The sequence below is a fragment of the Shewanella bicestrii genome, assembly GCF_002216875.1.
GTDB classification, from domain to species: domain Bacteria; phylum Pseudomonadota; class Gammaproteobacteria; order Enterobacterales; family Shewanellaceae; genus Shewanella; species Shewanella seohaensis.
Genome location: NZ_CP022358.1, coordinates 1,314,390 through 1,326,628 on the forward strand (window position 1 = coordinate 1,314,390; position 12,239 = coordinate 1,326,628).

The window sequence follows — 12,239 nt, forward strand, 5'->3', positions numbered from 1 at the left end:
ATGACAACGACAACCACATATGCCGCAAAAATTGAAGATCGCAGCTTAGGCCATTTGCTTTACGCCTTAATGTCAGGCTTTCCGCTGTTACTGCTGCCGGTGTTGTTGAGCCTATTTATCAACTTGTCTCAACGGCATACGCAAGGTAATGCCTTGTTGGCATCACATTTACGCTGGCAACGTCATTCCAATGTGATATTTCTCGGCCTGTTAGTGTTGGGCTATTGTCTGCCGATCACTTGGCTCAGTCTTTCGATTTATCTCTTTGGTATCATTTGGTTTTGCCATCGGATTATTAAAGGCTGGTTAAGTCTGTTGGATGGTTTAGAAGTCTAAAACTTGTGCTTGAGTCTCTTCATCTTAGGGTGATTAGAGACTCTTATGACGAGTTATCAAATTCTCTGTATTCTCTGTGCGTTAGCCTTAGTCACGTCTGTGGCATCCTCGCGTTTGCATAAGCTGCAAGAAACCGTCGCCATTACCGCATTGGCGTTGGGCATGAGCCTGTTACTCTTGCTGGGCGGTAAAGCGCTTGGCGGCCATGTTTACGGTTACTTTGTTGCGGGGCTGGAGAAGCTCGACTTTCAGGCCCTGTTACTCAACGGCATGTTGGGTTTTCTCTTGTTTGCTGGGGCATTACAGATCCGCTTAAAAATCTTAAGGCATCAGAAATGGGAAATTCTCATTCTTGCCTTTGTCAGTACCTTGCTCTCGACTTTTATCGTCGGTGGTTTGCTTTACTACATTGCTCCCATGCTGGGATTACCCTTGGCCCTAAGCCATTGCTTGCTCTTTGGCGCCTTGATTTCACCCACAGATCCAATTGCCGTGTTAGCCATTCTGAAGAAAATGGGCGCGCCCGAAGATATTGCTATTCAGGTAGAAGGAGAGTCACTCTTTAACGATGGCATAGGGTTGGTGATTTTTGTGGCCATCTCCCATCTGGCCTTTTCAACTGAGCCGCTGACCTTTTCGCAAATCTCGCTATTGTTCGTCCAAGAGGCGCTCGGGGGCGTCGTTTATGGCGCCGTGCTGGGTGTATTGCTGCACCATTTCTTTCGCTACTGTGAGGAAGAAACCCAGCTGATGTTGGTCACTTTACTGATCCCGACTGCGGGTTATGTCATCGCCGAAGTGTTAGGGGTGTCGGGGCCGCTGGCGATGGTGAGTGCGGGGATAATTATCGGTAACTACAGCGTGCCTAAGTATTTTGCGCGTCAAGAGCGGGTAAAACTCTACACTTTTTGGTCGCTGATTGAATCCTTCTTCAATGCGCTGCTATTCCTCCTGCTCGGATTGTTACTCCTGCTCGTCACCTTTAAGGCGCCATTATGGTGGTTTATGTTAGTGGCCATTCCTCTGGTTTTAACGGCGCGTGCGGTGAGTGTATATTTGCCCTATATCGGATTTAGGTTGGTTAAGTCGTACAATCCCTATGCCGAGTCGATACTTATCTGGGGCGGGCTCAGGGGCGGTTTAGCCTTAGCTATGGCGATGAGTTTACCCGAGGGCGTGATTATCGATTCACAAACAGGTGCTGAGCTGCGAGAGCTTGTGCTCGTGATGACCTATGCCGTGGTGGTGTTTTCAATACTAGTGCAAGGCTCGAGTATGACGGGGTTAATTCGCCGCAGTAATGCGGTGGCAACAGAGGCTAATCATCAGATTGCAACTGAGCGAACCTAGGTCAGCTGGGATTACCCTCGAGGGATAAACCCAAACGCGAAGCGCTAAATCCGCAGCCCTAAATCTACAGTCTTAAATCCTAAGCCCTAAACAATACAGCCACGATATTCGTGGCTGTATGTTCTTCAGTATCCTGATACACGCAAATTAGCGATATAACTCCCTTACGACCTCGCTCATCAGCGCCAATGAGTCATGTGTTTTATCTTCTTCAAGGGAGCAATTCAGCACTAGGCCATCGGCTTTCAGCTGTTTAATCCCTTGAGTTTGCAGTGGCAGCGCATCTTCGCTGATGGCATAACAAGGGTTAATCACTATGGGGAGATGACTGTTGGCCTTAATTTGGATGAGGCTTGCTAAATCCAAGGTGGGTAAGTTGGCATTGTTATAGGTACGAATGCCAGAGTCACATAGGATAAGCTGTTGGTTCCCTTGACTTAAAATCGTCTCGGTTGCCGCCATAAATTCCTCATAACTTGCCATATCGTTACGTTCGAGGAATAGCGGAATCGGCAAGGTGCCTGCCTGAGTCAGCAAGGATTGATTAAACATTTGTTTGCCCGTTAAGAACAGCATGTCGGCATGACCAGTCGCCAATGGCATATCCGTCGCCTGTTCGATGGCGATGACACAAAGCAAATCATACTGATGTAGGGTTTGGCGCAGCTTAGGGATGATGGCTTCGGCCGAGGCGAGTGAGTGACATCCATCTAAAATCACCGCTTGGAAACCCGCTTCTTTTAGCTGTTTCACTCTGCGCTCAAAGGTGGATAAGGCGGCCTGTGACGACTCTTGCTGCAGTAGGCTTTTGCTCAACGTGATCTTGGCAATAGCACCAATATGGCCTGCGCCAATGGTAAAGGGGCCGCAGTGAATTTCACTCGCCTGCGCCTTGTACGCCTTACTGAAGCGATAGGGCGACGGGTCAAGGCTTACCGTGCTTATCACCTCAGCTTTTGAGGTGTTCGGTTCAATGAGTAATTGGCTATTACTGAGTTGCGTCGGTTTGACGGTTTCGCAGGGGTAACATCCTAATACTTTGATAAACCGCGTGATCCTCTCGAGCTGCTTTAGCCCTTGCTGCATGGCTTCGCTGGAGATATTGGCATCGATATCCAGATAGAACATTTCTTCCCACGGCGTACCAGGAATAGGGCGAGATTCGAGTTTGCTCATATTCAGTTGATGCGCTTTAAGTACCAATAGGGCTTCTACCAACGCCCCTGCCTTTTGGCCTGTGGCCATGATCAGGGTGGTTTTAGCGGGCAATTGCTCGGGTACGGCTACGGCTTTTCGAGCCACCACGATAAAGCGGCTCTGGTTAATCTTTTGATTGGCAAGGCCTGACTCAATCGACTCGAGTTGGTACAGCGCGCCACCTTCGGTACTACCAATCGCAGCGGCGCTATTGTCGGCAGATTGGTTGACCTTCTCCATCGCTTCGGCGCTGCTTGAGCAATATTCCAGTCTTAAGTCCTTGTGCTGGCTCAGATAACGGCTGCACTGACTAATTGGCTGCGGATGGGCATAAACAGTTTTGATATCGCTCAGTTTGCTGCCCGGTTTACCCAACAGGCAATGGCTTACTTCGATAGTCGTCTCGCCTACGATGGACAGACTCGTATGTTGTAGCACGTCATACACTTCGTTGATTGAGCCGGACGAAGTGTTTTCAATCGGCAAAAAGCCATAGTCGGCGTGGCCTGACTCAACGGCTTGGACAATCTCATCGAAACTTTGGCAGCCTAAGTCGAGCATCTCAACCTGACGACGTTGGCAATAGCGAGAGGCGGCTAAGTAAGAGTAGGAGCCGCGGGCGCCAAGGTAAGCAATACAGTACTGCTGTTTTTGGGTTTCTGGATTAGCACGGCCGTGGAGATAAGCCTGTTGATTAAGGACTGAGTCTTCGATAATGCTTTGATACAGTGAGATCACGTAATGGGCATCTAAGCCTTTTTCTCGACCAGCAGTGACTAATCTTGCCAGCAGTTCTTTTTCCCTTTGGGTGTCGCGAATGGGTCTCACATCCACTTCTTTACTGCGGGCCACTTCAAGGCTTAGGCGTCGACGTTCGGCGAGTAACGAGAGAAGCTCATTGTCGAGGTGAGTAATTTGTTCTCGCGTTTGATTTAAAGGCTGTGGTTTTTGCATTCTGACCTCATTTGCCACCGTATTATCGAGCGTTTAAGACGAAAAAGCCTCCCAGTGGGAGGCTTTGGATTTTTACTTTCGTTTTTACACAGTAAATCCGCCTCCTAGAGTGGGGGTGTAAAAAAGAAAGTAAAAAAAGCTGCGGTATTTGTTTTCATAGGAAGTAAAACTAAAGGGCGAGGGCGTGGCTGTCAATCAAAAATTATTCAATCGCGATTTTCTTTCCTCTTCGCGTTGCTAGGCTGCAATTATTCCTGAGTCAATCGTCATTTAGCCTTCGAGCCAAATAAAAAGGCGAAGAAATTCTTCGCCTTTTCAGTGTTGTTAGCGGTTACTCGCCTAATTCTACACCTGCGCGATTGATCAGGAATTGAGTCAGAATGGGCACAGGACGACCCGTTGAACCTTTATTCGCGCCACTGTTCCACGCAGTACCGGCCACATCTAAGTGAGCCCAGTTGTACTTCTTGGCGAAACGAGACAGGAAACAAGCCGCAGTAATCGCGCCCGCTGGACGACCACCTAAGTTGGTCATATCGGCAAATGGGCTGTCAAGCATATCTTGGTACTCATCCCACAGTGGCATACGCCATGCGCGGTCACCACTCTGTTCACCAGCATTGAGCAGCTCGTGTGCCAGAGGGTTGTGTGATGAGAACAGGCCAGAGGCATGTTTACCTAAGGCAATCACACAGGCGCCTGTCAGTGTTGCTGTGTCGATAACCAGTTCTGGGTCGAAACGCTCAACATAGGTTAATACGTCACAAAGTACCAGACGGCCTTCGGCGTCGGTGTTGAGCACTTCAACGGTCTGACCCGACATTGTGGTTAAAATATCACCTGGGCGGTAAGCATTGCCCGATGGCATGTTTTCACAACCTGCAAGAATACCAACGACGTTGACTGGCAGCTTCATCTCACAGATGGCTTTCATGGTGCCGATAACACCAGCTGCGCCGCCCATGTCGTATTTCATTTCGTCCATGGCTTCGCCTGGTTTTAATGAAATACCACCGGAGTCGAAGGTTAAGCCTTTACCAATCAATACGATAGGTTTCTCAGTGCTGTCAACGGCACCCTTGTATTCCATTACTGTCATAATGGATTCATTGGCACTGGCACGGCCGACGGCAAGATAAGAGTTCATGCCGAGTTTTGCCATTTGCTCTTCGCCCACAGTCGTGACATGCAGGTTTTCGTGAACTTCGGCCAATTGGCGAGCTTGAGAGGCTAAATAGGCTGGATTACAGATATTTGGCGGCATGTTAGCCACATCGCGACATAAATGCATACCGGCAGAAACGGCCATGCCGTGCTCAATCGCACGCTCACCTAAGGTCAGTTCGCGGCGAGTTGGGACATTAAACACTAACTTGCGCAGCGGACGACGGGTCTCACCTTTACGGGTTTTGAGCGCATCGAAGCTATATAAACTGCTATTAGTCGTTTCAACCGCTTGGCGAACTTTCCAATAGGTATCACGACCTTTTACGTGTAACTCGGTCAAGAAGCACACGGCTTCCATTGAACCTGTTTCATTTAAGGTGTTGATGGTTTTAGTGATGATCTGCTTGTACTGGCGTTCGTCTAGTTCTCGTTCTTTGCCGCAACCGACTAACAGTACTCGTTCACTCAATACGTTAGGAACGTGGTGCAGTAATAACATTTGGCCTGGCTTACCTTCTAAATCGCCGCGACGCAGTAGATTACTGATATAACCTTCGCTAATCTTGTCTAATTGCTCGGCGATGCCGGATAGACGGCGGGGTTCATAAACACCGACAACGATGCAGGCTGAGCGTTGTTTTTCGGGGCTACCGCTCTTTACGCTAAACTCCATGAGCACTCCTAGATTCTTAAAGACAAATTTTTATATTTATTGGATAATGTCTGCTTGTCCCGAAAAGGGCCTAAGTTATTACTCCAAAGGTGATTTATTCTCGGCACTTGAGTCACGTTTTTGTGAAAAATCCGTGACGTTTATTGTTTGCCAGGAACCCCTGAAGCTGGTCAGAAAACTATCAAAAGTAAACAGTTTACATGAAAGTTAGTCTGTTACCAGCAAAAAGATAAGTTTAGAGACCGGATCCTACCTGTGATTGTATTTAGATACCTTATTCGAGAAGTTTTAAAGGCGCAAATTGCAGTACTTTTCGTACTGTTAACTATTTTTATTAGCCAGCATTTCGTGCGCATATTGGCCGACGCCTCAGACGGTGAATTTCCTGCTTCTCTTATCGCCACCTTGATAGGCCTCAACTTACCCTATCTTGTTGTTCTCGTTTTACCTTTAAGTTTGTTCCTTGGGATCCTCATGGCCCACGGCCGCATGTATGCCGAGAATGAAATGGTCATTCTCCACGGTGTTGGCGTAAGTGAATGGTATGTTACCCGAGTAACTTTGATCCTCGCCGTGATCAACATGTTGTTTACTGGCTATTTATCCCTCTATGTTGCACCTTGGGCCGAGGAGCAACAAAACCAAGTGCTCGAGAAAGCTCAATCCGAGGCGGGTCTTGCCGCATTAGTGCAGGGGCGTTTTCAGGCGAGTCCTAACGGCCGTGCAGTGCTGTTTGTCGAGCGTATCGGCAAGGATAACGATCTGGATAAAGTGTTTGTGGCCCAGTTGCCTGACCCAAATGACGAAATTGGTTTAACCAACGTGGTCGTGGCTAAAGGCGGGCGGGTACTGGAAGATCAGAACGGCTCGCAGCAGTTACAGCTCAATGATGGGGTGCGCTATCAGGGCAGCCCACAACAGAAAGACTACCAAATGATTGAATTCGGTGGTTATAAGATGCAAATCAAAGAGCAACAGGTCGATGAGCGTCGTCGTAAACTATCAGCCTTACCGCTGACAGAGTTGATGAAAGTTGAAGGGCCAGAAGCCGTGGCTGAGTTCCATTGGCGTTTAGCGATTCCGCTGGCGATTCCTATCATGACACTTATTGCCGTGCCGCTGGCTCGAGTCAATGTTCGCCAAGGTAAGTTTGCTAAAATGCTCCCCGCGGTACTGTTATATCTTGGCTACTTTGGCCTGATGGTTGCCGGACGTAAAGCGTTGCAGGATGGTGTTATTCCACAGTATTTAGGCATGTGGTGGATCCATTTGTCGGCACTCATTATGGGGATTTTACTCCTCGGCAAAGACAGACCCTTATTTGCTCGTTTATCGACGGCAATGGCGCGTAAAAAGGTGGCCGCATGAAGATTTTAGACCTTTATATCGCCAGAGTTTTATTAAGTACTTCGGCGCTGTGTTTGCTAGTGCTGACGGGCTTGTCGGGCATTATCAAGTGGGTTGACCAGCTGCGCTTAGTCGGTCGAGGTTCCTACTCCATGATGGATGCGGGCATTTATGTGTTATTCCTCGTGCCTCGCGATATTGAAATGTTTTTCCCGATGGCGGTGTTGTTAGGCGCGCTGATCGGCATGGGGATGCTGGCCTCGAACTCTGAGCTGGTGGTGATGCAAGCCTCGGGCATGTCGCGGTTACAAATCACGTTATCTGCAATGAAAACCGCAGTGCCATTGATGTTGATGGTGATGGCATTGGGAGAGTGGGGCGCGCCAGTGGCTGAGCAAAAGGCCAATGAACTCCAAGCCATTAAACTCTCCGGCGGCAGTTTGATTAAATCCCACCGAGGCATTTGGGCAAAGGATGGTGATTTGTTCGTGAATATTGGTGAAGTCGCCGATATTGATAAGCTGAATAATATTACTTTGTATAAGTTTAACAGTGAGTTAAAGCTTACGAATGTTGTGCATGCCAAGAGTGCCTTGTTCAGTAAGGACAGCTGGCATCTTATGGATGTAAAGCGTACCGACCTAAGCTACGACGAAGTGAAGCTCGAACACTTAGATGAAGATATTTGGCGCTCAAGTCTCACGCCCGACAAGCTTAGCGTAGTATCGGTCAAGCCCGAGGCCTTATCGATTCGCGGCTTAATGGGTTACTTAGATTACCTTAAAAATAACAGCCAAGACCCAAGCCGTTACGAATTAGCCCTGTGGCGCAAGGTGATGCAGCCTGTAACGGTCGGGGTGATGATGCTGGTGGCCTTATCCTTTGTGTTTGGGCCGCTGCGGACCGTGACTATGGGGGCGCGGGTGTTGCTCGGTGTGGTGGCTGGGTTTAGCTTCTATATCAGTAACGAGATCTTTGGCCCCATGAGTATGGTCTATGAGTTGCCGGCCTACGTGGGGGCCATTGCGCCGAGTCTGTTGTTTACAGGCATAGCCTTTTACTTTATCCGGCGGTGATAAAACGCGGGTAATAAAAAACGACGCCATATGGCGTCGTTTTTTATTGGGGCAAGTTAGCTTAATCACGGTTGTGAGGTTTAGTGCTAACTTTAAGCGCTGCGCTTTATGCACCATGCCAATTGCGCATTTGGTTAGCTTCCTTGGATAACACAACCACTTCTGAGCGAGTCATCATATCCTGTAGTGCGAGTTTATCGTCGTTGATCAGCACCCACAGATTACCAATGCCGAGTAATGACCAGACGATGCGTGCATAGGCGGTGATAAGGCTTAGGTTTTGGCCATTAGGATGTTGGATCTTGAGGCGCCAAGCGCGCATCCCGAGGGTTTGACCGCCCTTACTCCAAAAGAGCGCATAAAAAGTACCAACGCAAAGTACTAACCAGAGTTGATAAATCCCATGGTAAATCGGTGTGCCATTGAGAGCGTCGGACACATGTTCAAAGCCATTCATGCTAATCAGGCCGGAGGCTGTGAGTCCGAAGAAAATACCAAAGCCGATGGCGCCAGCAAACATATAAACGGCTACTGCGAGCAGCAGGTCATAGATCATTGCCCCTAAGCGGCGGAAGAATCCTGCACGGGGAAAGTTAGCATGTTCAGCATTTAACATCTGCAATCCTAATTCTAAATGGATAAATGACGATAAGGCTTAGGCCTCGGGTTCTTCATCGCGTACAAAGTGGATATTGCTAAACCCAAAGCGCGCAAACTCGACCTTACGATAGTCTTTTTCGGCCTTGGCACCTTTGCGTGAGGTCATGGCAATTTGTTGTTCCATCGCGAGAAACTTGGTTAAGTCTATGCCTTCGGCTTCGGCCACGGCTTCGTATAAATCGCGGTGTTTATCATAACTAAAGGCGATGGTTTTCGTCTCACCTTTGAAGGTGTAAGTCACTTGACGCGCCATGGTTTTCTCCTGAAAAAGTCCTGAAATAAGTCTGGAATTAGTTAAATTCGCTTCTAAAAATAAAATACACCGCCCCGAGGATACACAGGCCCGCCCAGAGATAGTCGAGTTTGAGCGGTTCCTTCATGTAGAAATAGGCGAAGGGCACAAACAAGCTTAAGGTGATGACTTCCTGCAGGATTTTTAATTGGCCGACATTCATCACTGTGTAGCCAATGCGGTTAGCGGGCACTTGCAGTAGGTATTCAAATAAGGCGATGCCCCAACTGACTAAGGCGGCAATAATCCAAGGCTTTGAGCCTAAGGATTTTAAATGCCCATACCATGCAAAGGTCATAAAAATATTGCTAAGACAGAGTAAACCAATAGTCGTTAGGGTGGGGTTCATCATTCTTCTCGATGATTAAGCTTATAAATCATATACATTGCATCGTCGGTATAGCTGCCAAGGCATTTCTCAATGGCCTTAGGTTTAAAGCCCATTTTACGCCAGTAGCTATCGGCACCTTGTACCGCGACCAGAGAGAGGGAGCTCAAGTTAAAGCGATCCGCGAGTTGCTTTAAGCGCATTAGGGCTTTGGAGCCTGCGCCTAAACCTTGCGCCTTTACCGAGATGGCAATATCGTGCAGATACAAGGTATCGGCCTTAGGTAACTGAGTGATGGGCTCATACAGTGCGGGAGGCATATTGGTGGTCCAAGGGTGGGCGAGGCAATAGCCAACCACCGCCTCATTTACCTCAAACACAAAGCAGGATTGAGGTGAAACGTGCCACTTGCTTTGCAATACATGCAGGGGTTCAGGATCCAATTGGGAGTAACATTCTTCCTGGATCTGTAAAATAGCATCCCAATCCTCTGGGGTGATTGCACGCAGTAACATGGTCGACCTTTTTCCGTCCAAAACAGTGTGAATAAATAAGTTGGGGATTATATACCCAAATCGCAGCAAAAGCTTAGAAACTCGCCAGTGCTGCGATTATCTCGGCTGCTTACGGCGTTTACCCCAAATAACGTTGCTTCAAATGTTTGGCTAGATATTGGCTATTGAGCGGCTCTCCTGTGGCTTGAATGATGAGTTCATCCGTTGTCAGTAATGAGCCTTTGGACCAAATATGGCTGCCAAGCCAGTCAAATACTTGGGATAACTGCCCATTATCGATAAGGTTTTCAATCGGGCCTAAGCTTCGCTCAAGTGCAAAACGGCATTGGGCGGCATACATAGCGCCTAAGGTATAACTTGGGAAATATCCCAATTCACCTACGGCCCAATGGATATCCTGCATGCAACCATCGCGATAGTTACCATCGGTATTGATCCCGAGCAGTTGTTGCATCTGGCTTGACCAAAAATCGGGGAGATCATCCACGCTCAGGCTGCCGTCGATAAAGGCTTTTTCGGCCTCGAAGCGCAATAGAATGTGGCAAGGATAAGTGACTTCATCGGCATCGACACGGATAAGCCCGGGATTGACGCGGGTATAGTGTCTTGCCAAGTCTTGGGCGCTGAACTCGCAGCCCAAATGCTGTTTAATCAGTGGTTGTAATTGGCGTAAAAACGCAGGATTGGCACCGAGCTGCATTTCACAAAATAAGCTTTGGCTCTCATGGACACCCATGGAGCGAGCCAATCCTGCGGGCTGACCGCGCCATTGTTTCGGTAAGCCCTGTTCATAACGGGCGTGGCCAGTTTCATGCACTATGCCCATGATAGCGCTGCTAAAATCGGCTTCATTATAACGTGTCGTGATGCGTACATCGCTTGGTACTCCACCACAAAATGGGTGGCTGCTGATATCGAGCCTGCCATGGTTAAAATCAAACCCTAAATAGGCCATCACCGCTTGGCCTAGGGCTTGCTGTGCCTTGATTTCGAAGGGGCCGTTAAGGGTAAGCTTGGGTTCACAGGCTTGTTTTGCCAGCACATCTTGGATAAGACTGGGTAACCACGTTTTTAAGTCGCCAAAGGTCTGCTCAAGCTTTGCCGTGGTCATTCCAGGTTCAAATTTATCGAGCAGGGCATCATAGGGGGAGATGTTAAGCGCCTGCGCGCGAATTAAGGCTTCTTCCCTCGCGAGGGCAATCACCGCTTTTAGATTCGGTTTAAAACCTTGCCAATCATTGTTTTTGCGTTGCTCGCGCCAGGCATTCTCACACTGGTAGGCCATTTTCGTTTTGGCCTGTACTAGCTCACCCGGCACTAAGGTCGCCTGTTGATACTGATATTGCATTTCCCTCAGATTGGCCTGTTGTTCTGGGCTCAGCGCCTCTTGCGAGGCTTGTGCGAGGTTATCGCCAAGCTCTGGCGCCGTTTTAAGGCTGTGGATATGTAACGCCAGCTCTGCCATCGCATCGCCACGCTCGCTGCCGCCACCGAGGGGCATCATGGCAGCCTGATCCCAATCACCAAGCGCACTAAAATGTTCAAAATGTGAAATTTTCTGGAAATGCGCCGTGAGTTTATCGTAACTTGGCGTAGGTTCTTTGGTGTTCATAGCGGTATCCATAGACTCAATCTTAAGGTGCTGTCGTTATCTATTAGCACGAAAAAATAACAATAACAGGATGATAATATCATGCAGCCAAAATCACATCACACTAAAACCCTTAAAGCCATGACCATGGCGTTGTTGGTCGGTTTATCCTGCGCCGCCCATGCCGGAGCCGACAGCTTTGCGCCGGGAACGGCTATCCCCGAATTTGGTCAAGTGGCTAAGGTCGAAAGCAACCTTGCTATCCCTGCTGGGATGAAGTTTAAGGTAGCATTCGATATGAGCAAGGCGGCCGATGTCGGCCAAGTGAATCGTCAGCTCGACAGCCTTGCCCGTTTTATTAATATGCACGTGGCGGCTGGCGTTAAAGAAAGCGATATTGAGCTAGCGATGGTGGTGCATGGCAGTGCCGTTGGCGATTTAGCCGATGATAGCTTTTATGCCAAGCAGCACAACGGGGCGCAAAACCCCAATAAAGCCTTAGTGAAAACCTTAGTGGCCCATGGGGTGAAGTTTTATATCTGTGGTCAGAGCGCCGCTTATTTTGACTTACACAATGCCTCTTTGTTACCGGGCGTCGATATGGCCCTGTCTGCGATGACGGCCCATGCGATTCTGGCGCAGCAAGGATTTAGTCAAAATCCGTTTTAGGGCAAATTTTTTGTTTGGAAACTAGGCTCGCCTTGCTATTCTGTCACTCGTAAGTTGATAATTACAGTGAAGTAAATGGAATGC

The 12,239-nt window shown here is 48.6% G+C and carries 12 protein-coding genes and 1 other annotated feature; of the genes, 5 read left to right on the forward strand and 7 right to left on the reverse strand.

Annotation, left to right across the window (positions count from 1 at the left end):
* Together CF168_RS05805 and CF168_RS05810 are read left to right on the forward strand one after the other, a co-directional pair.
* Positions 1-336 (forward strand): hypothetical protein, encoded by a 336-nt coding sequence (locus CF168_RS05805; RefSeq protein ID WP_011623581.1) that lies wholly within the window; start codon positions 1-3, stop codon positions 334-336.
* Positions 337-381: 45 nt separating this feature from the next.
* A complete protein-coding gene (locus CF168_RS05810; RefSeq protein ID WP_089067273.1) occupies positions 382-1,686 on the forward strand; it encodes a cation:proton antiporter in 1,305 nt (434 codons plus the stop codon).
* 147 nt (positions 1,687-1,833) lie between these two features.
* Here CF168_RS05810 and CF168_RS05815 read toward each other — a convergent pair whose 3' ends face one another.
* Both CF168_RS05815 and pepA read right to left on the reverse strand, forming a co-directional pair.
* Entirely contained in the window at positions 1,834-3,837 is a 2,004-nt protein-coding gene (locus tag CF168_RS05815) for a chorismate mutase (RefSeq protein WP_089067274.1), read from the reverse strand.
* 37 nt (positions 3,838-3,874) lie between these two features.
* Positions 3,875-3,993: a sequence feature (Phe leader region), on the reverse strand.
* Between the two features lie 175 nt (positions 3,994-4,168).
* Positions 4,169-5,677 (reverse strand): leucyl aminopeptidase, encoded by a 1,509-nt coding sequence (pepA, locus tag CF168_RS05820; RefSeq protein ID WP_086903313.1) that lies wholly within the window; start codon positions 5,675-5,677, stop codon positions 4,169-4,171.
* Between the two features lie 255 nt (positions 5,678-5,932).
* Between pepA and lptF the strand changes: the two genes are divergently transcribed.
* Both lptF and lptG read left to right on the forward strand, forming a co-directional pair.
* Positions 5,933-7,045, forward strand: a complete 1,113-nt coding sequence (lptF, locus tag CF168_RS05825) for an LPS export ABC transporter permease LptF (RefSeq protein WP_011623577.1) — start codon at positions 5,933-5,935, stop codon at positions 7,043-7,045.
* Positions 7,042-8,100: an LPS export ABC transporter permease LptG gene (gene lptG, locus CF168_RS05830; RefSeq protein ID WP_086903315.1), complete on the forward strand. Its 1,059-nt coding sequence runs from the start codon at positions 7,042-7,044 to the stop codon at positions 8,098-8,100. Before lptF ends, lptG begins: the two co-directional genes overlap by 4 nt.
* A 106-nt stretch (positions 8,101-8,206) precedes the next feature.
* Here the strand turns inward: lptG and CF168_RS05835 are convergent, their stop codons facing one another.
* From CF168_RS05835 to CF168_RS05855, 5 genes are all read right to left on the reverse strand, one after another.
* A complete protein-coding gene (locus CF168_RS05835; RefSeq protein WP_011717856.1) occupies positions 8,207-8,716 on the reverse strand; it encodes an RDD family protein in 510 nt (169 codons plus the stop codon).
* Positions 8,717-8,755: 39 nt separating this feature from the next.
* Entirely contained in the window at positions 8,756-9,013 is a 258-nt protein-coding gene (locus CF168_RS05840) for a DUF2960 domain-containing protein (protein WP_011626864.1), read from the reverse strand.
* Between the two features lie 37 nt (positions 9,014-9,050).
* Entirely contained in the window at positions 9,051-9,401 is a 351-nt protein-coding gene (locus tag CF168_RS05845; RefSeq protein WP_037415674.1) for a DMT family protein, read from the reverse strand.
* The gene (locus tag CF168_RS05850; protein WP_011623571.1) at positions 9,401-9,895 is read right to left on the reverse strand and encodes a GNAT family N-acetyltransferase; all 495 of its coding nucleotides are present in this window, start codon (positions 9,893-9,895) and stop codon (positions 9,401-9,403) included. Before CF168_RS05850 ends, CF168_RS05845 begins: the two co-directional genes overlap by 1 nt.
* A gap of 118 nt (positions 9,896-10,013) precedes the next feature.
* Positions 10,014-11,507, reverse strand: a complete 1,494-nt coding sequence (locus CF168_RS05855; RefSeq protein ID WP_089067275.1) for a carboxypeptidase M32 — start codon at positions 11,505-11,507, stop codon at positions 10,014-10,016.
* Between the two features lie 81 nt (positions 11,508-11,588).
* Between CF168_RS05855 and CF168_RS05860 the strand changes: the two genes are divergently transcribed.
* The gene (locus CF168_RS05860; RefSeq protein ID WP_089067276.1) at positions 11,589-12,155 is read left to right on the forward strand and encodes a DsrE family protein; all 567 of its coding nucleotides are present in this window, start codon (positions 11,589-11,591) and stop codon (positions 12,153-12,155) included.
* Positions 12,156-12,239 lie beyond the last annotated feature (84 nt).

What these genes read in the sequence shown, in the direction of transcription:
- CF168_RS05805 (WP_011623581.1), top strand. Translation starts at nt 1, where the DNA reads ATGACAACGACAACCACATATGCCGCAAAAATTGAAGATCGCAGCTTA.
- CF168_RS05810 (WP_089067273.1), top strand. Translation starts at nt 382, where the DNA reads ATGACGAGTTATCAAATTCTCTGTATTCTCTGTGCGTTAGCCTTAGTC.
- CF168_RS05815 (WP_089067274.1), bottom strand. Translation starts at nt 3,837, where the DNA reads ATGCAAAAACCACAGCCTTTAAATCAAACGCGAGAACAAATTACTCAC.
- pepA (WP_086903313.1), bottom strand. Translation starts at nt 5,677, where the DNA reads ATGGAGTTTAGCGTAAAGAGCGGTAGCCCCGAAAAACAACGCTCAGCC.
- lptG (WP_086903315.1), top strand. Translation starts at nt 7,042, where the DNA reads ATGAAGATTTTAGACCTTTATATCGCCAGAGTTTTATTAAGTACTTCG.
- CF168_RS05835 (WP_011717856.1), bottom strand. Translation starts at nt 8,716, where the DNA reads ATGTTAAATGCTGAACATGCTAACTTTCCCCGTGCAGGATTCTTCCGC.
- CF168_RS05840 (WP_011626864.1), bottom strand. Translation starts at nt 9,013, where the DNA reads ATGGCGCGTCAAGTGACTTACACCTTCAAAGGTGAGACGAAAACCATC.
- CF168_RS05845 (WP_037415674.1), bottom strand. Translation starts at nt 9,401, where the DNA reads ATGAACCCCACCCTAACGACTATTGGTTTACTCTGTCTTAGCAATATT.
- CF168_RS05850 (WP_011623571.1), bottom strand. Translation starts at nt 9,895, where the DNA reads ATGTTACTGCGTGCAATCACCCCAGAGGATTGGGATGCTATTTTACAG.
- CF168_RS05855 (WP_089067275.1), bottom strand. Translation starts at nt 11,507, where the DNA reads ATGAACACCAAAGAACCTACGCCAAGTTACGATAAACTCACGGCGCAT.
- CF168_RS05860 (WP_089067276.1), top strand. Translation starts at nt 11,589, where the DNA reads ATGCAGCCAAAATCACATCACACTAAAACCCTTAAAGCCATGACCATG.